Raw genomic sequence first — 23,350 nt, forward strand, 5'->3', positions numbered from 1 at the left:
CCTAACCTACGCGGCTCAGGAGGCCAGGATTTCTACCTTTGCCCCTATGACTTCACTGGCCGCATCAACTCCCCTCCGTCTCATTTTTATGGGCACGCCCGAATTCGCGGTGCCTACCCTCGAAGCCTTACTAGCTTGGCCCGGTGGCCAGGTAGTGGCTGTGGTAACGGCTCCCGACAAGCCCGCCGGCCGGGGGCGGCAGCTCCAGGAGTCAGCGGTGAAGCAGGCCGCTGGGCGCCACGGTGTACCGGTGCTGCAGCCGACCAACCTGAAGGCTCCCGAGTTTCAGCAGGAGCTGCAAAGCTACGCTGCCGATTTGCAGGTAGTTGTGGCCTTCCGCATGCTGCCCGAAGCCGTTTGGAACATGCCGCGGTTGGGCTCCATTAACATTCACGCTTCCTTGCTGCCCCAGTACCGCGGGGCAGCACCCATCAACTGGGCCCTCATTCACGGCGATACGCGCACGGGCGTCACCAGCTTTTTCCTGCGTCACGAAATCGACACTGGTAACCTGATTTACCAGGATGCTGTGGATATTGACCCCGAAGATGACTTTGGCACCTTATATGAAAAGCTGAAAACAGCCGGTGCCCAGCTGGCCTTGCGCTCCGTGCAGGCCATTGCGGCGGGCACGGCGCCTAGCATCCCGCAACCCGAGCTGCCTGAGTTGCGACCGGCGCCCAAGCTCCAAAAGGAAACTGGCCGCCTAGATTTTCACCAATCGGCGCCGGCCTTGGCCAACCTGGTCCGCGGCCTCTCCCCCCTTCCCACGGCCTTTACCCAGCTACCCGATGGCCGCACGCTCAAGGTGTTCAAGGCTCAGCCCCTCGACGATGAGGAAGCCAGTGGACCCGACGTTTCCACCCCCGGCCGCTGGTTTACCGACGGCCGCCACTACCTGCGCGTGCAAACTGCCAACGGCCTGCTGGATTTGCTGGCCGTGCAGCTGGAAGGCAAAAAGCGGATGCCCGTGGTTGAGTTTCTGCGGGGCTTCAATGTCGCCTCGCTGGCCGGCTAACCGTATAACGAAGCACCCCAGCAGCGGGGCTCCAGCACGTATTTTTGTCATTCCGAGCAAAGCGAGGAATCTGGCTTCCAGCAAAAAAAGGTAACCCAGATTCCTCGCTTTGCTCGGAATGACACTGTTCTGATAGTCCGGAGCAGTACGACGGGACGCTTGTCTCCGGCCTCATGCACCTAACCTATTTTCACTCTGTACCTACCTACTATCACATATGACTGCACTCGTAGTAGCTGTAGCTGAAAACGGCGTTATTGGGGGAGAAAACCGGCTGCTCTGGCACTTGCCCCTGGATTTAAAACACTTCAAGCAGCTCACCCAGGGCCATCCCATCGTCATGGGTCGGCGCACCTTCGAGAGCATCGGCCGCCCTCTCCCTAATCGGATCAACCTAGTGGTAACCCGCCAGACCGACTGGCAGGCAGAAGGCTGTCAGACGGCCTTTGGTGTGCTACAAGCCCTGGAAGCAGCTCGTGCCCTGGATGAGGAAGTATTCATTATCGGGGGTGGAGAAATATACCGCCAAGCCCTACCCGCCGCCGACGTGGTGTACCTGACTGAAGTACACCATTCATTTGAGGGTGATGTGACCTTCCCGCCGCTGAGCCCAGCAGAATGGCGCGAAGAATCCCGGGAGCGGCACGAACCTGACGAGAAGCACGCCTACGCCTTCAGCTTCGTGACCCTGCGGCGCCGGTAGCGGCGAGGTAATAATTCAGTGCTTTAGTAGATTTGACAGCTTGGCAGCTTAAGCTTAGATATTTCCTTGGTTCAAGTACAACAAAAAGCCCCGACAGTATTTCTGCCGGGGCTTTTTACGTGGTGAATTGTGGCCTTTGAAAGAACAACAACTCACCGAATTAGTAACTCGCTACAACACCGCTAGCGGAGCAGTACCAGCTTGCCCCAACCTTTCTTGAAGGCCTTATCGGCGCTGGTTTGCCGCTGCTTGAACTGGCCTTCGGGGTCGTCTAGGACCACCCGGTAGAGGTAGGTGCCATTAGCCAGCCGGTCGCCGTAGTCGTCGGTGCCGTCCCAGGCATACTCCGATACGTTGTTACCGATGCGCAGCGGCCCCAGGTCGGCCATCATAATTTCCTTAACTACCCGGCCCGTCAGGCTCACAATCTGAATTTTCATATTGCGCGGCACGGTACTACCCGTGAGCGTGAACACAAACTTCGTTTTGCTGATTACGGGGTTTGGGTACGGGAAAACGTTGGTGATGCTCGTGTTGCTGATTACCTCAAACGTAATGCGGTAGGGCTCCGAGGCAGCTAAGTTACCCGAGCCGTCGCGGCCCTGCACTTCCAGCGTGTATACCCCATCGGGCAGAGGGGTAGCCTTGCCAGGCTGATACTCCAGCCGAGCCGTACCCTGGGCCGAGTCGGCCACGAAGGTGATGCCCGCCGCATTCAGATCAACCGGCACGGAGGCCGTAGCGTTAGGGCGGGTCAGCGTCACGATAAAGGCCGAACGGTCCTTCATAGGGCGCAGCCGGTCCGCGTCGCGCAGCTGAATGCTGATGATGGGCTGAGTCGAAACGATGTCACCGTTGAGCAGGTGGCGACCATCAAAGGCCACATCCAGCACCGGCGGCGTGTCCCGGTTTTCCACCTCGAAGCTCGGCAGCGGCAACTCGTTATTAAAGTAATACTGCTCGGGTTGGCGGCGAGGGTTCAGGACCACCTGTCCGCTGAGCGTGCCCGTCAGACCTACAATGTTCAACTTCACCTCGTAGGTGCGCTGGGAGTGCGCCAACAGTGGGCTACCCCGGAACACCACGTTTTTCTGTACGATGTGGTTGGCATTGTCGCGCACCAGAATGTAGGCTACCAAAGGGTCGGTGAAGTCGAAGTCGGCCACATTCTGGAAGCTTACCGGAATGGTCAGCGTGCCTGTGCGGGCCTGTTGGGCCAGCGTGGCGGCATCATAGGCCGCTGGCGCAGAGGCCAGCACCACATCCCGCCGAACCACGCCCTCAGGAATGCCCTGGTACGTTACCAGCCACTGCTCTAGCTGCGGAGCCGGACCGCTACCGGTTTGGCGCAGCACCGCTTGCAGCTGCAGGTAAGGGTACTTCTGGGCCGAAATGCCGGTTAAGGCCAGTGTGCGGCTGGTAATGTTGGGGTTGAGTACTGTCACTACCCCCAGCGAGTCAACGCCCAACAGCCGAAGCGTGTAGTTGCTGTTAGTGCTGGTTCGGATGGTGTGGAAGACTGATTGCCACTCCCGGGCCGGGCCGATGCGGGTAGAGGTTACGGTAGCTTCCTGCGTGCCAGCATTGAAGCTCCACTGCCCACCGGGCACGGCTACCTCAATGCCACTGCGCTCGTCGCGGCGGAACTGGCCCGGGTGACTCTGCGACCAGCCGCCGTTGCGGCCGTTTATTACGCGGAAGGAGCTTACCACCCAATCCGGGCTTTCGTCGCCCTGCGGAGCGTGCAGGCGCAGGCGCCAGTACCACACCACACTGTCGCGGCCGGCGAAGCTAGGGAGGGTTTCGCTCCACTCCGGTACCATCACGGCGGCCACACGCTTGGTTTTGAGCTGAGCGCTGTTGAAGGTCTGGACCGTGTCCAGTTCCATGTCGTACTCGCGGCTGGTCACGGTAAGTACGCTGCTTTGGCCTACTAGCCGCACCGACCGGCTACCCACAATCCCGAATTCGGGCGGGCTCAGCGCCGTTACGCCGCCCGTCAGGAAGGTATAGGTAAGTGTGCCTTGGTTGTTGGTCTCGTCCGATTCGTCAATTTTATTGGCGGGGTCAACTTCTACCAAGAATGTATTGAGGCCAGCAATACTACCCGTGCTGGGGTTGGTGATGCTGAGCGTGTAGGTGGTGTCGCGGCGGGCTTGGCGCAGGTTCTCGAACAGCAACACCTCGTTGGCCCGACCGTTGCCGTAGCTCCGGGTTACCCGAATATCGAGCGTGCCGGTGGCACTGCGGCCGGGGTTGCTGACCGTCACTTTCAAGTCAAAGCGGGCAGCCGTAATCGGGATGATGCTCGGCGAAACCTGTAACTGGCTATTAGCGGTCTGGAAGTCGGGCTTCAGGGGAGAAAACAGCTTGAGGGCCGGGTCGCCTTGCCAGACGGTATTCATCAGGCCGGCGATGCTGGAGGCGCTACCATTGGTTTGCAGGCGCCGCACGGCTTCCTGCTGCACCTCCGCCACGGGCTTGCCGTACCAGGTGGGGTCCGAGAACAGCAGCTTCACAATTTCGGTGTGCAGGGCGTCCAGGTCCGGGTCAAAGCCCAGGTCCGACTCACTTAGAAAGCCAACTACCCCTTTGTTCTCAGCCAGCATGTAGTCCTCACCGAAGGAGCCGTAGGAGGTAAACGCGTTGCCCGCCGAGCAGCCGCTGATATACCACACTGGGTACTTGCCCTGGTTGGCGAAGCCGTTAGCGGCATCATTAATTCGGGCAATCTGCCAGGCCAAGGTCTGGGGGCCACCGTGCCCGAAATAAGAAATAAACGATAGACCCGCGTTGAAATCAGCGGCCAGGTTCAAGGGCGGGGTAGCGCCGGGAATCGTACCCGGGTAATCGGCGCGGCGGTAGGTTTTTACCACGTTGCCAGCGAAGGGTGGGCGCCGCACGTAGGTGCCGTACTTGTTGAGGTAGTTTTCAAAGACCACCGCCTCGGTAGCATTAATGCTGCCAACCATGTGCAACACGTTGCGCCGCCAGGGGGCGTAGCCCAGGGCCTCGTGCTCCTTGAGCTTGTTGAGGTAGTTGAGTACGTGCTGGGGCGTCTGGGCGGCAATGCGCCCGGTGCTCATGCGCGGCCGGTAGTCGCCATTCTGCCAGTCGGCCGTGAAAAAGATATCCGAAATACCGCGGGTACTGGCCGGCACTAGGTTGCGCACCACAGCGGAGCTGCCGGTAAAGCCCAGACAGTCGCGGTAGTTTTCGGGGTCTCGGCGGAAGGAAACGCCACAGAACTCGCTTACCCCAATGCCTTTGCCCAGCAGCAGCAACGATTTAGCACGGGAGCTACCAGCCAGCATCCACTGGGCAAACTGCCGCACCGCCAGCGAGGACCGCTCCCCGTAGTGAAACTGGTCGTAAAGTAATTCCGATGTCACGACCAGCGTATCCCAGCCAGTGCTAGCCCGGTAGTTGGCATAGGCTCGCACGGGGTTGGCCGTGGTGCCGGCCTGGTGCATGAGCACCCGGCTGGTTACAATCAGGAAGTTGTGCGCGGCCGGCGAAATTGTACGGAAGTACACGCGCTGAGCTGGCCGGGGCACCAGGGCGCGGCTGGCGTCGGCCAGCAGCAGTTGCCGGGTCCGGGCCGTGGTAGCATCCGCGAATACGAAGCCCCGCTGGGTGGCAGCAGTGCCCGCCTGGCCTTCCACGCGCTGCACGGAGTAAGGGTCGGTGACGTCGTAGCCGCGCACCGTGGCCGGAATGGAGTCGAGCAGGTAGTACGCCGGCCCGCCGGTGAGAGTGGAGTCATTGGCAAAAAACAGCTGGGTCTGGCGCTGGGGCCAGCGGCTGTTCTGTGCGTAGGTCAGGCGGGCGTAAGCCACCCGGGCTCGGTCACCGCGCACACTGTTGGAGGTGTTGCCCAGAAGCTGGGTTAGCTGCAGCTGCACCCGCCCGTTGGCGTTGCGGTCTGAGGCCCGTAGCTCGTACGAGCCGCGGGCGTAGTCGAAGTTGGCGTAATTAAGCGTGCCCAGCACGCGGGTAGTACCGTTGGCTTCTACTACGCTAACCTGGGTGCGGTGTTGGCCCATGGTTTTGCCCACCACCTGCAGCGTTACCCGCGGCACGGGCCCGCCGCTGGCCACGGCCCACACGGAGTCAAAGGCCACGACGAAGGGCTGAGTGGCAAACTCATCGCTCAGGAAATTTTCCCCCCGCTCCGACCAGGAGTTGTACACATTGGTCTCGTCGTTGATGGTATTGTAGGAGTTCGAGAATACGCGCAGGGGCTGCCGGATCCGGCGGGCATGCGGCGTGGCCGTAGCAGCTGGGTTGGTTTGGGCCATGCGCCGGCCCTGGGCCGTGCTCGACCAGGTAATAAAGTAGGCGGCCGTGTCCGTGAACAGGCTATAGTAGGGCTGAGGGTTGTCGGCGGCGTTCTTGAACATGCCCCGGTCGAGGGTGCCGTCATTTTTCTGGCCGAAGAACTCGATGAACGTGCTCTGGTCTAGGGTAGTCTGGTTGCCACCTACGTGCACCGCTACCTCCCTACCCCGCCGCCATACTTGCAGGCGCTGCGGACTCACACCCGTAATGCCCGCCTGCTGCAAGTATTGGTAATCGAGGCGGTAGAGCCCGTCGCGGGCTACTTTCACTTTGTAGTACTGCTGGCCCGGTACAATCCACTCGTTGCCATAAGGCCCGGATTGGGCGCGGGCTCCCGCCGCGCTAAGCACCAGGAGCAGGAACAAGAGCCACCATTGTTGCTGGTAAGCTTGCTTCATAGGAAAGACAATTAGTATTTCTCTGTAATTGGATAGGTTTCCCGTAGGCTGCCTGACGGGCTACTACCGGGAACTGCTTTATTTAATGCCGTAACCCAGCGAAACGATAATGGAAGTAGGCTGCGACTGTCGCCCCAACTTTTCCACGGCCAGGCGCGAGAGGGCCATGTCCAGGCGCAGGCCGCTCAGGGCCAGTCCGACGCCTAAGCTGGGCTGCATCTTCCATTCTTCCTTACCAGTGAAGGATTGGACCTGCTGGATGTTACCCACGCCACCGCGCAAATACACCAACTGCTTGTAGCCCAGCTCCAGGCCGGCCCGCGGGTCCAGGCTCACGACTTTCGATGAAACGAGCGTATTGCGCTGCCCATCGGTGGTCAGCTCCAAGTCCACGGCGGCCGTGGCGGTAAATTCGTTCGGGAGCTTTACCGTGCGCCCAACGCCCAGCACAAACGTGGGCAGGGTAATTTCGGTGCTGTTTTTCGGAATGGCATCCGTCTCAACGGCGTAGCCTTCGTACTCCTCCGAATTGATTGACCACGCATTATAGGTAGTGGTGATGTCGCGGGCCATGAGGGCCAGGCGCCAGTTGTTGCGCTGGTACTGAGCGCCGGCATCTAGGCCAAACCCAATGGCATTGGCGAAGCTGCCGATGTTGCGATACACCACCTTAGCGTTGGCTCCCACCTGCAGGCCTTCTATATTCCCAATCTTGCGGGCGTACGTGAGCAGCAGGGCGTAATCGGCGACGGAGAAGTAGCGGATGTTGTCGTAGTTGATGTAGCCGTACTCATTGACCAGGGCCCGGGTGTCGGCAATGTCATCTACGCCCAACCGGATAAAGCTGGCCCCAATGGCGCTTTTATCGTCGAGAGCCATGGAAAAGGCCGCGTAGTCGTTTTTTACGATGCCCGAGAACAACTCGGAGTGCATGAGCACGGCATCGTACTTGGTTTTCTGGCTGGCCAGTCCGGCGGGGTTCCAGTAGCCGGCCGTGGCGTCATCGGCCAGACTGACCTGTACTTTGCCCATACCCAGGGCCCGGCCCCCAACCCCAATATTCAAAAATTCATTGCTGTATTTGGGCGTTTTGGTTTGGGCGAAAGCCGGGGCCAGGGCCCCCACGCTCAGCCCCAGGCCCAGCACCAGCGAAGTACAACGGAAAAAGTGCGGCATAGAGAAGTAAACCAGATAACAACTAGGGAAAGGTAACGCGGCAGCAACGCAAGATACTCATTAATAGTGCGAGCTGGATTGTACTTCTCGGTTAACGCTGGTTTCCAGCGGGTAAACACGCCGCCCGAAAACCTTAGAACCCTCACCTGAGCCTGGTTTGGCACCTCCCCTACCCGTTGCCGGGGCAAGCTAACTTCGGTCAGTCACTTGCTGGTAACCGTTTCTCTCTTCCCTTCCAGCCAAATTTTCGGTTTGAAGCGCAACCAAAAATATTTTTACCCAGTACCTTGTGTTACATAGTACCTTTACATATCTTTGACTCATTCTTCACCGATATCTGCCTCAGCCCATGAAAGTCGAGAACACCCAAGTGCAGATGCGGAAGGGCATCCTGGAGTTCTGCATCCTGGAAATCATTGCCCGCGGGGAGGTCTATGCGTCTGACATGCTCGAAGAGCTTACCTCCGCCCGCATGATTGTGGTGGAAGGCACGCTCTACCCGCTGCTGACGCGCCTCAAAAACGCGGGCCTGCTGGACTACACCTGGAAAGAATCTACCAGTGGCCCTCCCCGCAAGTATTACACCCTCACCGAAGCCGGCCAGGAGTTTCTGCACCAGCTGCGCCTGACCTGGGAAGAAGTCCAGGACTCCATCCGCATCATTCGCCAGAAGCCCCACGCCAACGGCAGCGCCCTCCCCGCGGAGCCGTTGCTTTAACCAGCCTGCCCGCTCACCTTCCAGTTATTCTTGAATTGTTGCAGCACTGAGATGAAAAAGAATATCAGCATCAACCTTCAGGGCATGATCTTCCACATTGAGGAAGATGGCTACGACGTGCTCAGCCGCTACCTGGCGGAAGTGAAAGCCCACTTCAGCGGCTACCGGGGTCACGAGGAAATCGTGGCCGATATCGAAAGCCGCATCGCCGAGCTGTTCGCCGCCCGCCTCTCGGGGCTTAAGCAGGTGATTACGCTGGAAGACGTGGAGGCCATGACCGCCAAAATGGGTCGCGTGAGCGACTTCCAGACCGCCGACGAGGCCGAGGACGACGAGGAAATCCTGGCCGAAGCCGTGGCTACGGGCTCGGCCCAGGGCACCTACACCGGCCCCCGTACTTCCGCCGGTTACTCGGCCGGTAGTAACACGGGCTCGGGTTCGTCTGCCACCGCCCCCGCGGAAGAGGCAGAGGGCACCAAACGTCTCTACCGCGACATGGCCAACCGCAAGGTGGCGGGGGTAGCGGCCGGCTTAGCCCGGTACTTCGTCATCAATCCGCTCTGGATTCGGCTGGGCTTCCTGCTTCTGCTCATCGTGCTTCCAATTCTGTTTGATGACACGCTGATGGAAGAGTTTGGCGAGAAGCTGCCGGTAGTATCCGTCCTGACCTACATCATCCTCTGGGTGGTGCTGCCTACCCGCTTCGACGGCACGCCTACCAACGAGGACCCCGTGTTTAAAAAACTCTACCGCGACACGGATACGGGCAAAGTCGGGGGCGTTTCCTCGGGGCTAGCGGCGTACTTCCGGGTAGATGTGGTCCTGATTCGGATTCTGTTCATTGTGGGGTTGTTTGCCGGCGGCTTCGCCCTGCCGCTCTACATCATCCTGTGGATTCTCTTGCCGGAGGCGAAAACCGCCTCCGACAAGCTCCGCATGCGCGGCGACGCGGTAACCCTGTCGGCCCTGGATAACAACCTGCGTAACAGCCCTTTTGAAGAAGGCGGCACGCCCGTGAACAACCGGCCCGTTGGTACTTTTCTGGAGAACTTCTTTACCAATATCAGCCCGCTGATTAACTCTTTGGGCTCTATCATCCGGGTAGTAGCCGGGGGTATTCTGGTGCTCACGGGCTTTGGGTGGCTACTGGCCAGCACCATCATGATGGGTGTGGGTCTGGGCGTGATTTCGGCCTCTGACAACCTTGACTTCGGTCCGTTCCAGCCCTTTGTCCTCTTCAATGATATTTCGCCGCTGGCCGTCCTGAGCTTCTACCTGCTCACGGCCATTCCGGCCCTGGCCCTGCTGCTTTCGGGCCTGGGGCTGCTGCTGCGGCGCACCATCCTGAACCGCACCGCGTCGTTGAGCTTACTGGGCTTGTGGTTGCTGGGCGTGGTAGGCAGCTCGGTGGCAGGTACCCGCTTGGCTCGTGAGTTTCAGCGGCAGGAAGAAATTACCCAAACCGTGCCGCTCAATGGCCTGACTCGTTCGTCGCTGGTGCTGGAACGCCGCCAGCTCGAGAATGACGAATGGGTAGACCTGGACATCGTGGGTATCGACAGCGGCCAGGTGCTCCGCCTGGAGCGCATCATCTCGGCCAAGGGCGCTACCGATTCGCTGGCCCGCCGTACGGCCGCCACCTCTACCCTGCACACGCTGCGGGTACTCAACGACTCGACCTTGAGCGTAGACGACCACTTCACGTACCAGCCCAACGCCCGCTACCGCGACCAGGAAATGCGCCTGCGCCTGCTGGTGCCCCAGGGCCGTACGTTCCGCATGACGGAGCAGTTTGCCGACTGGTTGAACGCCGAGGATTTCGTGAATGAGCAAGAGCCCTACCACCCCGAGAAGTTCTTGTTCCGGATGCAGGGCAACAAGGTAGCGTGCGTGAACTGCACGGAAGCCGACCTGCGCGGCGGCCCTAACAGTGAGCGGGAGGAAGGCGAGGACAATGACGACTACAACGAGGGCCGTGAAGACGCCGATATTAGCCTGAACTTCGGCGGCGTGGAATCCTTCAGCACCGATGAAAACTCCTACGGCTCAGAGCGGCAGCGCTTCGACGAAACAGATTTTGACCACCTGAGCGTTGTGGGTCCTTACCGGGTTGTAGTACGCCAGGGCAGCGGCTACAGCGTACGGGCGGCTGGCAGCGGCCGTGCCCTGCGCGACATCAAGATTGAGCGCGACGGTCAGGAGCTGACCATCAGCCCCCGCAACCGCGACTTGTTCGACTCTCGCCGCGGCTCCACGGAGGAAGTATTGCTGACCATTGAACTACCAGAACTCAATGAGCTAAGCTTGGTAGGTGGTACCCGGGCCCAGGTAAACGGCTTCAATTCCGGCAACTTGCGCGTGCAACAGGCCGGCGGCAGCCAGCTCCGCCTGCAGGGAGATTTGCAGGAACTGCGCATGGAACTAGCCGGCGGTTGCCAGGCCGCTCTGCAAGGCAGCGCCAACAACCTAGAGGTAGAAGGCACCGGCGCCTGCGAAGTAGCCGCCGCCGAGTTTACGGCTCAACGCGCCGATATTGATGCCATTGGAGCCAGCAAGGTGCGCGTACAGGTCACCCAGGAGCTAGAAGCAAATGCCGTCGGTGCGAGCCTGATTGAGTATAGCGGCAAGCCCGGTACTGTGCGCCGCGAGGCCATTGGAGCCGCCACCATCCGGGCCGTTGACTAACTTATCTGTTCCCCCAAGGCCGTAAATACTACGTGGTTATGCCCCCGCCAGCGTTTTCCTGACCAGCTGTAACCCTCCTTAACTTACTCCGTTCTATACCTCGAAAATGCACATAACCAGCGTTGCCCCGATACTTTTCAGGCAACTAGGTGCCCACTCCTTACATCTACCACCCTGCGCCTGCGCAACGCATACAAGGGTCTATCTTGAGTGAGTGAAAAGGTGAGACCCGAAGGAAGCCGTGACCTACCCCCCCTGCTGCAACAGGAAGGTCCGGCTTCCTTCACTTATTTCCTGAGTAGTGGTGAAAGTGTGAGTTGTCCTAGCGAGGGGCACGCCGTTATTCTTCTCTCTCTTGTGACAAGCCAAGAACATGACAAACCCTTGCCGTTAGTGCGAACGGCAAGGGTTTGTCATGTTCTGAGGGGTAGCACGTTGGGCAGGACAGATGATGTCGCGCTGCTTGCCATGCCAGTACAGCAGGCTCACCTGTTTACCACCTCGCTACTTCACTGCTTCGAGACCTTTTTGTTGGCCTAGTGCTAAGAGGAAGGGGAAAGCCTCTTCGTACTCATTGCGGACTTTGCCGTCGAGAATGGCTTCCAGCACGGCTTCCTTCAGCTCGCCTACCTCCCGGGAAGGCCGCAGGCGGAAGGTTTCCATAATGATTTCGCCAGTGATGACGGGCTTGAAGTTGCGCAGGTGGTCCTTTTCTTCTACCTCCTTGAGCTTCTGCTCTACCACATCAAAGTTGCGCAGGTAGCGCGCCACGCGCTGGTGGTCCTTGCTGGTAATATCGGCCCGGCAGAGCAGCATTAGGCGGTCAATGTCGTCGCCGGCTTCAAAGAGCAACCGGCGCACCGCCGAGTCCGTCACGATTTCCTTAACTAAAGCAATGGGTCGCAGGTGCAGGCGCACGAGCTTCTGCACCTGGCGCATTTCTTCGCCTAGGGGCAGTTTCAGGTCGGTAAAGATGCCGGGCACCCAGCGCGCGCCCTTGTCTTCGTGCCCGTGGAAGGTCCAGCCCACGCGCTTGTCGTAGCGTTTGGTGGCCGGCTTGGCAATGTCGTGCAAGATAGCCGCCCAGCGCAGCCATAGGTCGCCGCCAGCCGCCACTACATTATCCAGCACCTGCAGGGTATGGTAAAAATTGTCTTTATGCGCGTGCTGCCCCACTTTCTCAACCCCATAGAGCTGGGCCATTTTCGGAAAGATTAGGTGCAAGAGGCCACACTGAAACAGCAGCTTAAAGCCATAACTAGGCTTCGGAGCCATGATGATTTTGTTGAGCTCCGTGGTGATGCGCTCCTGCGAAATGATCTTAATGCGCTCCTTGTTGCGAGCCAAGGCGTCGAACGTGTCAGGCTCAATATCGAAGTTCAACTGGGTAGCAAACCGAATGGCTCGCAGCATGCGCAACGGATCGTCGGAAAACGTTACGTCGGGGTCCAGGGGCGTCCGGATAAGCTTGCGCTGCAAGTCGCCCATGCCATCGTAGCGGTCCACCAAAGCCCCAAAGTCTGCTGGGTTTAGGCTGAGCCCGAGGGCGTTGATAGTGAAGTCGCGGCGGGCCAGGTCTTCCTCCAACGTGCCAGCTTCTACTTCCGGTTTCCGGCTGTCGGCCCGGTAGCTTTCCTTGCGGGCTCCGACGAATTCCACCTCAATTTCGGGGGTAGGCAACATGGCCGTCCCAAAATTCTTGAATACCGTTACGCGCGGGCGGCCCGGCAGCTTGCGTCCTACGGTCTGGGCCAGTTCAATGCCGTCGCCCACGCACACCACATCTACGTCTTTACTTTCCCGGCCCAGGGCCAAATCCCGAACGTAGCCCCCAATCACGTAAGCGGGGTAGCCTAGTTCGCCGGCGGCATCGGCAATGGTTTGAAACAACGGAAGAGCGGGTAAGTGCGGCTGGTTCATGCGAAAGTACGTTGAGCGGCAAAGGTACGGCCTCGGCTTTTGCAAGGCTCATTCCAGAGCAACCTAATCACGCAACACCTCCAACTCGCCGGCGGGCCCTACCCGCACTACCCGCGAGGGCGCGGCGCGGTTCTGGTCGTCTTGGCGCCAGTGCGCTACGTAGTCCACCTGGCGCACCAGGGCCGGGTCAATTTCGGCAAACACGGCCGGCGTGGCTTCTCCGCTCCGGTTAGCCGAGGTAGAAACAACCCCGTGCCCCAGGCGCCGCACTATCTTCTGGCAAAATTCGTCCGCCTGCACCACCCGGAGCCCAATGGTGCCATCGGGGGCCAGTAGGTTCGGGGCTAAGTGGCGGCTGCCGGGCACCACGTACGTAGTAGGCCGCTGCTGGGCGGCCAGCAGTTCGGGCAGGTTTGGGGGCACTACGGCGGCGTACCGGGCAAACATTTCCGCGTCGGCCACCAGTACAATGCAGGCCTTTTCGGGCGGGCGGTTTTTCAGCTTATAGATCTGCTCCACCGCGCGGGGCAGTTCGGCGTCGCAGCCCAGGCCCCACACGGTATCCGTAGGGTAGAGAATCACCTGTTGCATCAGCAGCGCATCCACGGCGGCGTCTACCTCCTCACGAAAGAATTTAGTATTCATATGATTTGGGTTCTTAGGAACTTTGGGGCCTAAGGTCTTGGGAGTTTGATGGTTTGGCTTTTTGGTGATTTAAGATGTTATGGCCTTGGAGTTTCGGGCATGGAATGCAGAAGGCGTTTCAGCACCGCCGGAATACCATCCAAGACCCTAAGCTCCCAAGGCCTCAACACCCTATTGTATACTCTGGCACAGCTCCACGAGCACGCCACCCGCTGACTTAGGATGCACGAAACACACCAGCTTATTATCGGCACCGGGCTTGGGCTCCTCGTTCAGCAACACGAACCCTTCAGCCCGCAGCCGCGCCATTTCAGCCCGGATGTCGTCTACCTCGAAAGCTACGTGGTGAATTCCCTCCGGCTTTTTGTCCAGGTAGCGCGTGATGGCACTCTCAGGCGAGGTGCCGGCTACCAGCTCTATTTTCGAGCCGCCTACTTGAAAAAACACTGTATCCACGGCCTCAGAGGCTACATGTTCCCGCTTGTAGGGCGCCTGCCCCAGCAGGGTAGTATACAGGGCCGTGGCCGCTTCTAGGTCTTTGACGGCAAGGCCGAGATGTTCGAGGTTGGTGAGCATGGGTTGGTCGAAAATGCGAGGTAGCCGCATAGCGCGGCTTCTTTGGATTTGTTCTACTTTTGCACTGCAAATGTGGGAAGAAAGTAAAACCTGTTCTGTGGTTTTTGTGTTCTACCTGCGAATGATTCTCCGCTGAAACCAGACCCCCGAGCCATGCTCAAGCTACCTATTTACCTCGACAACAACGCTACTACGCCCCTCGACCCGCGCGTCCTGGAGGCCATGATGCCGTACCTGACCGAGGTATTCGGCAACGCCGCTTCGCGCAACCACCCCTTCGGCTGGGCTGCCGAGGAGGCCGTGGATTACGCCCGCGAGCAAATTGCCAGCCTGATTAACTGTGACCCCAAAGAAATTATCTTCACTTCGGGCGCTACTGAATCCGACAACCTCGGCATTAAGGGCGTTTTCGAAATGTACTCGCAGAAGGGCAACCACATCATCACCGCCACCACGGAACACAAAGCCGTTCTCGACACCTGCAAGCATATTGAAAAGCTAGGCGGCCGCGTAACCTACCTGCCCGTTAACGCTGAAGGCCTGATTAGCTTGGAAGAGTTGGAAGCAGCCATGACGCCAGAAACCATTCTGGTGACCATCATGTACGGCAACAACGAAACCGGCACCATTCAGCCCATCCGCGAAATTGCCCAGATTGCCCATAAGCACGGCGCTCTGTTCATGACCGATGGCACTCAGGCAGTTGGCAAAGTTCCGGTGGATGTACTTGCTGACGGCATCGACCTGATGGCTTTTTCGGCCCACAAGATGTACGGCCCTAAAGGAGTAGGTGCGTTGTACGTACGCCGCAAAAACCCGCGCGTGAAGGTAACGGCCCAGATGGACGGTGGCGGTCACGAACGCGGCATGCGTTCGGGCACCCTGAACGTACCCGGTATTGTGGGTCTAGGCAAAGCCTGCGAGCTATGCAAGCAGGATATGGCCGCTGATACCGCTCGTTTGAGCGCCATGCGCGACCGGCTGGAGCAGGAGTTGCTGACTCTAGAGGAAAGCTACGTGAACGGTTCGCGTGAGCACCGCCTACCCCACGTAGCCAACATCTCCTTTAAATATGTAGAAGGCGAAGGCCTGATGATGGGCGTGAAAGACCTAGCTGTGTCTTCGGGCTCTGCCTGCACTTCGGCTTCGTTGGAGCCTTCTTACGTACTGAAGGCCCTAGGCTTGAGCGACGACCTGGCCCATAGCTCCCTGCGCTTTGGCCTGAGCCGCTTCACCACCGACGAGCAAATCGATTACGCCATCAACCACGTAAAAGAAGCCGTTACCAAACTCCGCGAAATGTCGCCCCTATGGGAGATGTTCAAGGAAGGCATTGACCTCAACTCCATTGAGTGGGCTGAACACTAGAACTTTAGTTGCCTGTTGGAGCACCTGCTGCTAACAGGCAACTTACTCTGATAACTCTTAATTGAAGAAAATAAAGCCATGGCTTACTCCGATAAGGTAATCGACCATTACAGCAACCCGCGCAACGTAGGCACGCTGGATAAGAGCAAAAAGAACGTGGGTACTGGGTTGGTTGGTGCTCCCGAGTGCGGCGACGTAATGCGTCTGCAAATCGAGGTAGATGAGACTACCAATACCATCACCGACGCTAAGTTTAAGACTTTCGGCTGCGGTTCAGCCATTGCGTCGTCATCATTGGCTACCGAGTGGCTCAAGGGCAAAACTGTAGATGAGGCCTTGGCCATTGACAACATGGAGATTGTGGAAGAGCTGGCGCTGCCGCCCGTAAAAATTCACTGCTCCGTGCTGGCCGAAGACGCTATCAAATCAGCTATCAACGATTACCGCGTAAAGAACGGTTTGCCGGAGCTGGAGATGCCGAAGTCGCACCACTAAGTCCTCACTAGGACCAGAAGTGAGAGGTGAGAAGCAAGACTTGCAAATAGTCTGCTTCTCACCTCTCCTTTTTCGTATCTCACCTTTACGCCATGGACTTTTCTCCTACCAACGTGCACGTTGAAAGCGCCCGGATACAACGTCAGATAGAAGACTATCTGGGTTTGGGAGCAGGTAACTTGTTGTTTGAATTTCGGCAGTTAGATGGGCAAACTCGCCTGGATTTGATTACCGTTAATCCGCGCCACCACCAAAGCTTCCTATTCCGGTATGAGGTGGGTTCCGATAAGTTGGAAGCCTTGCGCAAGATGCTGACGTACGTGCAGCGCTATCGGGACGAAGAAAGCTCCTACACCATCCAGTGGCGCACACGTGGCGACAAAGAGCTGCAAACCTCTTATTTCCGGGCTCACAACGTGTACGAAGCGTTAGATAAGCTCTATTATGGCCGCGACCTAACCACAATTACTGTATTCAGCGTAGTCCTGAATCCTAGTTCTTAGAATGTTTCTGAACAAGCGCCGTATCTTTGGTGTTCTCTATCTGACATTCACCTGGACGCCATTGCCTGCGGACCGGATTAGCTTTTTTACCCATGATTACCGTTTCTGACAAAGCCAAGGAGAAAGTTGAGAAGCTCATGCAAGATGCTGAACTGGATACTACCTATCGTCTGCGGGCTTCCGTGGCTGGCGGCGGCTGTTCCGGCCTAAGCTACAAGCTTGATTTCGACAATGAAGTCAAGCCCATGGACCAGGAGTTTGAGGACAAAGGCGTACGGGTAGTGGTTGACATGAAGAGCTTCCTGTACCTAGCCGGTACCCAGCTCGATTTCTCGGATGGGCTCAACGGCAAAGGCTTCTTTTTCGATAACCCTAACGCTTCCCGCACCTGTGGTTGTGGGGAGAGTTTTTCGGTGTAACGATACTAGTTGAGTACAATAAAAAAGCCCAGGTTTTTAACCTGGGCTTTTTTATTGTACTCCTACCCTATATGGTAAGAGTTATTTATTCACACGTATTCAGCAACGAAGAAACTATTGCTTTTCAGGCACTTCTTCTACTAGCTTATCGGCCTCCTTGTTCTGAACTACGGCCGTGTCACCGGCTTCGGGTGCCATGTCAGCTTGCACATTATCGGCAGCATTGCTAGTAGCATCGGCGGCCTGATCGGTAGCATTGCTAACATCAGAAGCGGCGCTATCAGCGGTAGCTTCCGCGTTTTTCTGGGTCTGTTCGGAGCAAGAAGATGCAGCGAAGGTGAGGAAGGCTGCTACGGCTAGAAATGATTTCAGGGAAGTTTTCATGGGAGGTGGAGTTTTGGTAATGGGAGATTATTCGGATTTATACTGGTTCTAAAGAAAAACGATTGGAATCAGTATGATATAATTTAAGCCAGTAGCATACCAACATAAAAAAGCGCCACCCTTTTTGAGGATGACGCTTTTCTATTATGCCGTAAGCTGACTTTACTTTTTCACGATACGACGCGTCACTTTTGCGTCGCCTTCGCCTACTGTTACCAAGTAGGTACCGGTTTTCAAGTCACCCATATTCAGCTTGCCGGTAGCATCTAGCTTCTGGCTCCGAATCGTGCGGCCGCTGGCATCAGTGATGCTTACCATTACACCTTCCGTAGCGCCACCCAATTCGATGGTCAACTGATCTTCCACTGGGTTCGGATACATCGTGACGTCGCCGGAACGGAGGAAGTTGATTACTACTGGTGAGCTGAAGCTGGTAGTACCGTTAAAATCCGTCTGCTTGAGGCGGTAGTACGAAGTACCACTCAGGGGCTGCTCATCAGCGGCAGTATAGGTAGTACGGGCGGTTGTAGTACCCTTACCCTCCCGCGACAGGATAGACTCAAACGTCTTACCATCACGGCTACGCTCTACTTCAAATCCTTTGTTGTTCAGTTCCGAAGCCGTAACCCAAGTCAGAGCTACTTTGCTACCTCGAACCTTGGCGTCAAACGACACCAGCGTAACGGGCAGCGGCGAAGGAGCAATGATACCAGGAATGGTATTCGGCACCGGCGGCGACAGGTAGTTTTCAGCGCCCTGAATCTGTACAGCTGGGTTCGGGTTGATATTGTTGAACTCGAACGTGTAGAAGTAATAGGTAGTACCTACGTCCAGCCCTTCTACTACTACTGATTGGTTAGCACCAGCATACACTACATAGAAGCCAGGAGCAACTTGGTCACCAGCACCGTAAATCTGGTTACCAGTCTGGTAACCAGTACCGTCAGCTGGCCGCGTATCTGCCGGGAATTGCGACTGAGTGCTTGCTACAATCAGACGGCCTTCTCCATATCCTTGAGCAATATAGTCAGCAGGCAAGTTGAAGGTTACAGTCGCCGTAGTGTTGCCACGTACCACTGAAGGAACATTACGCATAGTGGGCTCAACGTCAATCGAGCGACCCGAGAGCAGTGCGTTACGGTCGAAAGACTGAGTTGCCTTATTCTCAAAGTCATTGCTCTGGAATTGGAGCGTTGACTGGCCACTGCCTAAGTACGTTGGCTTGTACCGCACGTAGATGGGCTGGTTAATGCTGTACGTCGACGAGTTAGGAGTCAGCGTCAAGGAGTTCGTAAAGGTTACGTTATCCAGCGAAAGCTCGAACTGCTCGACGTTGTTTGGATTCAACGGGTTGCTACTTAGCGCCTTGCTAATAATTACTGGCTGCAGTACACGCTGGGCATTGATAACCAGTGCCTGAGAAGGCGAAGTAGTGTTGATTACAATGTTCCGTACTTCCTGGAACGCATTGTTCAATGCCACTGAAGGGCGGCTGGTGCCTTCTACCGAAACACCCTGGGTAATGGCTGGCTCACTGGAATTCAGAATAACCGAGGTAGTAGCCAAGGCGCCTGGGGGCAGGAAACGAACGTAAACTGTAGTTTCAGGAACGTCGTTACCAACCCGGGCAACCGTAATAGAGTTACCCGTAGTAGTAATACCAGCAAACGTAGGATCCAAGGATACTTGGAAGTAAGTCGGCGCAGCTACCCGAATGTCTTGCAACAAGTTGGTACCCGACACGCGGTAGGATTGCACAGCAGAAGCAACACCTGGAACTGTTGAGAATTGCTGAAGAGTGCCGGAAGTGTTAATAGAGGAGTTGTTACCTGTTGCGTTGTTTGCCGTGATAGATACAACCTGCGAGGTAGCTCCAGTGCTAGAGGCAGTAATGTTACCAGTGAACGGACCAGTAGCAATAGTCTGCACCAATCTCACTTCAATAGTACGGGGCGAAACAGTGTTGTTGCTCGGAGCAATGCTAAGGCTACCCTTGGCGAAGTCGCCGCCAGAGGTTGCATCACGGAATTCGATGTTAGGGTTAGAAGCTGTGAGCACCAAAGGAGCCGTCAGGTTACCAGCATTCACAGTGAATGAAAGCGTCTGGGCTGATCCACTGCTGGTAACGGTACCAAAGTCCAGTGAGGAAGGATCCACTACGATGAACGGACCGGTAGGAGCAGCCGTGGCAGTTCCCGTTACTGTTACAGAGGCGCTAGCACCACCATTACCAGCGGTAGCTACTGTGATGGCAGCACTGTAAGTGCCAGCTGCGGTAGGAGCGAACTGAGCCTGCAGAGTAGTGTTGACCGAGTTGTTAACAGGAGTCAGTGTAACGGTTTGGGCGAAGCTACCCGAAGTTCCCTGACGAATCAAGAAGCCGCTGGGAGCAGTCACCGTAACAACGTCCGTCAGATTAGAACCCGTAACAGTGAAGTTTTGCGAAGCAGAAACTTGTCCGGCTTGGGTGCTGGGGAAAGAAAGCTGGGTAGGATTTACCGCCAAGGTAGCGGGAGGCAATACACCCACACCCGATACACTTACATTACGAGTAGTAGCACCAGCACTGGCAAAGGTTACTACATCAACGTAGTTCTGAGCAGCGGTTGGGGTGAAAACTACAAACACCGTTGTATTAACAGCACCACCAGTTTGGGGCAAGGTCAACGTTTGCGAATAAGTACCATTGGCAGTAGTGCTCACTTGGAAACCAGCAGGAGCAGTAACTGTGATACCATCCGTTAGTGAAGTAGCCGTAACATTTACGCTCATCGGCGACGAGGTAGTGTTGGTTACTTGGTTACCAAAGCCAAGGGCAGTAGGATCGACCGAAATAGTAGGTGCACCAGGCGTACCTGTACCACGAACATCTATAAAGGCAGAAATTGTGCTACGATTGGCAGGGCCAGTAGCTTGAATAAACTCATCAGTAGTAGTTCCCAACCTTTGGGGTCTGAAACGAACAAAGATAGTACCACCACTAGATGGTAGAACTAATGAACTTGTGAAGTTGACGTTGTCAACACTACCCTCGAAGGAGGTTGCATTAGCAAAGCTCACTGTTATGTTGCCCGATAAACCGGTGCCAGTGAAGGTATACTGTTTTGCAGGGGTTGAAACTGCCCCAATTGCAACTGAGCCGTAATCATCTGGATTAGTTTCAGTTGTAGCGGGGCTAACTGTAAGCGACTGCGCTTGCGCCATAAACGGCAGGGCCAGCAGCATTACCAGAAGGACCCATAAGCGGCTCAAATGGCCTCGCTTGTGGTTACTCAAGTACTTGTTTTTCATGAGTTATAGAAAGGGAAGGTTTGCAAAAGAAAACTAGGAGTAAGAAATAGATACGGTGTCTGACAGCTGACTTGCTACCCGGCTGTCGATCCACGCACACATACGGGGATATTATACCAAAGACTAGTACTTTTCAATGGTTATATAATACATTTTACATTTTCTCATATACTGCTTTAGGCGGCTGAGTATCACAATTCATGCCAATCAACTCTCAACGAAGTCCTACTTTATATTATTAAGTATAGAATATGATTTTTCATTTAGAGAGGAAAGCAGAATTACACTCCAGCTTTGTTTCTATTCTGTGCTAAATGCAAAGATGCATGTTTCTGTGCGTAATCCTGCATACTATTTATGACCTTCGCGCAAAGGTAAACGATAGGCGGCTAATAAAATACGCTAGCTAAATATCTATTATATAGATAATTGCATACTAGTATATTATCGTAGCACCGGGCTTCACCACTAATACCCAAGTGAAACACTTCCTACACAGCCCACGAGTTATTGCTACTACCATTAAGCAAATGCCGCGGAACAAACGCTCATCAACTGTTAGGGCATAAAAAAACGGAGCAAAGCTGTGTGCTTTGCTCCGTTGCGTCCTCATCTTAACTTACTGTCTTCTATTTCCAATCAGGCAGGGTGGCATTTTGGAATAACCGGGTGCGGTTGCGGCCGTCCAGGTCTACGTTGTAAACATCGGGCGTAGAGCGGTTTACATTGTTAACCTGCGCGAAGATGATCTTTGAGCCATCTGGAGCGTAGCGGGGCACTATGTCGTTGAAGCCGTTCGCCTTGCTCGTGGAAGACGTTCCGCCGGGGCCTGCTGACACGTCCACTACTCCGGTGCCATCAAGATTTTGCGTGAAGATGTGCGCGTTTAGCTGCCGGCCCGTCGCATCTTCGTAGCCATCCAAGTCCCGGGTATAGAGCACCCGCCGCCCATCTACGCTGAATGAAGGCGAGTCGAGGCGGCCCGGCAAGTTGCTGACGAGTAGCGTACGGTTCGAGCCATCGGCGTTGAACAGGTAGAGTTCCGCGTCGTATACACTGACGCCTACCGTTTGCACGACGATACGGTTTCCCTGGGCCGTCCAGTCACATTCGCGGAAATGGCGGTCTTGGGGCGCCGTGGCCAGCAGCGTCAGACCGGTACCGTCGCGGTTGATCCGGTAGAGCTTGTTGTAACTACTATATAATAGCTGCGCCCCGTCCGGCGACCAGCGGTACCCGATTCCTTGGTTAAAGTAGCCATCCACAGGTATCAGGGTTACCTGGCGCGCATCGGAGCCGTCCCGGTTCATTGTGTAAATCTGGAATTGCCCGGTTGCGTTGGAGGTGTAGGCTACCCGGTCGCGGTTAGGACTTAGCTGCGGGGCGGTTTCAACGAAGGGCGAACTGGTGAGGCGAAGCAAATTGGCGCCGGTTTCATCGGAGGAATACACATCGGTATTCCCATTTTCCTCCCGGGCAAACAAAAAGCGGTTGTCTGGCTGGGCCCTAGTTTGGAAGCTCCAGATGTCGCCCTTCACCGTTTCGCCGGCTTTGTCGCGCACGGTTACCTGCCAGAAGTAGGTAGTATTGTACTTCAGGTTGCTGGCCACTACGGTCGTGTCGCGGGAGTTACTCAGCAGTTGCCGACGGTCCGTGGAGCCGCTTTCGTAAAGGATAACGTCGTTGCGAAGAGTATCTGTTTTCCCATCGGGGTCAGTAGAGCGCCAGCGGAGCGTTACCGACGTGGGCTGGTTGGTGGCCCGGTCGGTGGGCGTTGGGGTAGTGGGAACGTTGGGGCGCTTGTTCGACCCGGCCGCCCGCTCCAGGATAACCTTTACCTCGGTTGGAGTATTCTGGTTTACCTGCACATTTACCGTTTCCTGCTTGTAGTCCGTTTTGCGGATACTTAGGGCGTATTTACCCAAGGGCACGCCTGCTATGGCGAATTTTCCCTGAGCATCAGTGGTGTAGGAAGAGGTAGCGGGGTTGGTGGTAATAGCGGCGTTAGCAACGGGTTGATTGTTTACAGCATCCAGCACCACTCCTTCTAACGTACCATTTTGCCCAGGCTCAACGGTAGTATCTTCACAAGCAAACAAACCTTGGCTAAGCAACAGAACCAGCAGCAGCCGGGTTGCTAGGCGTAAAAACGAAAACATAGAGTGGCTATGGGTGGAAGGCGGAACAGGGCGCAACGCTAGCGGAGAGGGTACCAGAGTTAGCAGGAACAGATATAGTGTTATTGTAGCAGCGAGTCGTGGGCTACTACATGGTTCTGGCTATCAAAGAGGCGCAGATGAATCTGGTAATGATCAGAAGGGGCGATGTTGATGGAAGTCTGGGATAGAGCAGCTTTTTGGTTGGGGGCCAGCGTTACGTTACCAGATTGCGCATTGCGCGAGGTACCGGCTTTGCCCTGGCGGCTGGTCAGGAGCTCATAGCGCAGGCGCATGGGGTGAGCCGTGTTGTTCTGCCCCTCCCCTATCAGGGTCAGCATGTTGCCTTCCTGGTGGGTGGCTAGGCGGGCCTGACAGGGCGCAGGTTCCGGTTGAGCAGGTAGCGTTTGTTGCATAGACATGGGTAAGGGTAAAGCGGCAATAAGCAGGTATCTCTTCATGGCATTAGCAACGCTAGCGGTGAGGGTACACGTTGGAAAAAGCTACTACCACTCGGCAGCACCAGGCCGGATTTATACCAGCCATTCCGGCCT

17 protein-coding genes are annotated in these 23,350 nt (G+C 56.3%); 8 read left to right on the forward strand and 9 right to left on the reverse strand.

Annotated elements, in window-relative coordinates; all coding sequences use genetic code 11:
• The first annotated feature begins 46 nt into the window (after positions 1 to 46).
• Both fmt and MWH26_RS11325 read left to right on the forward strand, forming a co-directional pair.
• Positions 47 to 1,018, forward strand: a complete 972-nt coding sequence (gene fmt / locus MWH26_RS11320) for a methionyl-tRNA formyltransferase (protein WP_247974375.1) — start codon at positions 47 to 49, stop codon at positions 1,016 to 1,018.
• Between the two features lie 217 nt (positions 1,019 to 1,235).
• On the forward strand, positions 1,236 to 1,721 hold the full coding sequence (locus tag MWH26_RS11325) for a dihydrofolate reductase (RefSeq protein WP_247974376.1): 486 nt from the start codon (positions 1,236 to 1,238) through the stop codon (positions 1,719 to 1,721).
• 182 nt (positions 1,722 to 1,903) lie between these two features.
• Here MWH26_RS11325 and porU2 read toward each other — a convergent pair whose 3' ends face one another.
• On the reverse strand, positions 1,904 to 6,460 hold the full coding sequence (gene porU2 / locus MWH26_RS11330; RefSeq protein WP_247974377.1) for a putative type IX secretion system sortase PorU2: 4,557 nt from the start codon (positions 6,458 to 6,460) through the stop codon (positions 1,904 to 1,906).
• Positions 6,461 to 6,538: 78 nt separating this feature from the next.
• Positions 6,539 to 7,636, reverse strand: a complete 1,098-nt coding sequence (locus MWH26_RS11335) for a putative type IX sorting system protein PorV2 (RefSeq protein ID WP_244696729.1) — start codon at positions 7,634 to 7,636, stop codon at positions 6,539 to 6,541.
• A 349-nt stretch (positions 7,637 to 7,985) separates the two neighbouring features.
• On the opposite strand from MWH26_RS11335, the gene MWH26_RS11340 reads away from it, so the two are divergent.
• Entirely contained in the window at positions 7,986 to 8,354 is a 369-nt protein-coding gene (locus MWH26_RS11340; RefSeq protein ID WP_244696730.1) for a PadR family transcriptional regulator, read from the forward strand.
• Positions 8,355 to 8,405: 51 nt separating this feature from the next.
• On the forward strand, positions 8,406 to 11,039 hold the full coding sequence (locus tag MWH26_RS11345) for a PspC domain-containing protein (RefSeq protein WP_247974378.1): 2,634 nt from the start codon (positions 8,406 to 8,408) through the stop codon (positions 11,037 to 11,039).
• A gap of 504 nt (positions 11,040 to 11,543) precedes the next feature.
• Here MWH26_RS11345 and MWH26_RS11350 read toward each other — a convergent pair.
• The 3 genes from MWH26_RS11350 to mce form a co-directional block, all read right to left on the reverse strand.
• Positions 11,544 to 12,959 (reverse strand): CCA tRNA nucleotidyltransferase, encoded by a 1,416-nt coding sequence (locus MWH26_RS11350; protein WP_247974379.1) that lies wholly within the window; start codon positions 12,957 to 12,959, stop codon positions 11,544 to 11,546.
• A gap of 63 nt (positions 12,960 to 13,022) precedes the next feature.
• Positions 13,023 to 13,604 (reverse strand): L-threonylcarbamoyladenylate synthase, encoded by a 582-nt coding sequence (locus tag MWH26_RS11355; protein ID WP_247974380.1) that lies wholly within the window; start codon positions 13,602 to 13,604, stop codon positions 13,023 to 13,025.
• A gap of 171 nt (positions 13,605 to 13,775) precedes the next feature.
• Positions 13,776 to 14,180, reverse strand: a complete 405-nt coding sequence (gene mce / locus MWH26_RS11360) for a methylmalonyl-CoA epimerase (RefSeq protein ID WP_247977089.1) — start codon at positions 14,178 to 14,180, stop codon at positions 13,776 to 13,778.
• Positions 14,181 to 14,333: 153 nt separating this feature from the next.
• Between mce and MWH26_RS11365 the strand changes: the two genes are divergently transcribed.
• The 4 genes from MWH26_RS11365 (at position 14,334) to MWH26_RS11380 (ending at position 16,965) form a co-directional block, all read left to right on the forward strand.
• On the forward strand, positions 14,334 to 15,548 hold the full coding sequence (locus MWH26_RS11365; protein ID WP_244696737.1) for an IscS subfamily cysteine desulfurase: 1,215 nt from the start codon (positions 14,334 to 14,336) through the stop codon (positions 15,546 to 15,548).
• A 78-nt stretch (positions 15,549 to 15,626) separates the two neighbouring features.
• On the forward strand, positions 15,627 to 16,043 hold the full coding sequence (gene iscU / locus MWH26_RS11370; RefSeq protein ID WP_188558280.1) for a Fe-S cluster assembly scaffold IscU: 417 nt from the start codon (positions 15,627 to 15,629) through the stop codon (positions 16,041 to 16,043).
• A 92-nt stretch (positions 16,044 to 16,135) separates the two neighbouring features.
• The gene (locus MWH26_RS11375; RefSeq protein WP_244696738.1) at positions 16,136 to 16,546 is read left to right on the forward strand and encodes a hypothetical protein; all 411 of its coding nucleotides are present in this window, start codon (positions 16,136 to 16,138) and stop codon (positions 16,544 to 16,546) included.
• A 92-nt stretch (positions 16,547 to 16,638) separates the two neighbouring features.
• A complete protein-coding gene (locus MWH26_RS11380) occupies positions 16,639 to 16,965 on the forward strand; it encodes a HesB/IscA family protein (RefSeq protein ID WP_244696739.1) in 327 nt (108 codons plus the stop codon).
• A gap of 114 nt (positions 16,966 to 17,079) precedes the next feature.
• On the opposite strand, the gene MWH26_RS11385 is transcribed toward MWH26_RS11380, so the two are convergent.
• The 4 genes from MWH26_RS11385 to csgH form a co-directional block, all read right to left on the reverse strand.
• Entirely contained in the window at positions 17,080 to 17,349 is a 270-nt protein-coding gene (locus tag MWH26_RS11385; RefSeq protein WP_244696740.1) for a hypothetical protein, read from the reverse strand.
• 162 nt (positions 17,350 to 17,511) lie between these two features.
• Positions 17,512 to 20,121, reverse strand: coding sequence for a T9SS type A sorting domain-containing protein (locus tag MWH26_RS11390; RefSeq protein ID WP_247974381.1), 2,610 nt, complete (start codon positions 20,119 to 20,121; stop codon positions 17,512 to 17,514).
• Positions 20,122 to 21,269: 1,148 nt separating this feature from the next.
• The gene (locus MWH26_RS11395; protein ID WP_247974382.1) at positions 21,270 to 22,799 is read right to left on the reverse strand and encodes a carboxypeptidase regulatory-like domain-containing protein; all 1,530 of its coding nucleotides are present in this window, start codon (positions 22,797 to 22,799) and stop codon (positions 21,270 to 21,272) included.
• An 80-nt stretch (positions 22,800 to 22,879) separates the two neighbouring features.
• A complete protein-coding gene (gene csgH / locus MWH26_RS11400; protein ID WP_244696744.1) occupies positions 22,880 to 23,218 on the reverse strand; it encodes a curli-like amyloid fiber formation chaperone CsgH in 339 nt (112 codons plus the stop codon).
• Positions 23,219 to 23,350 lie beyond the last annotated feature (132 nt).

Origin of the sequence: Hymenobacter sublimis (assembly GCF_023101345.1) — a bacterium.
Lineage (GTDB): Bacteria > Bacteroidota > Bacteroidia > Cytophagales > Hymenobacteraceae > Hymenobacter > Hymenobacter sublimis.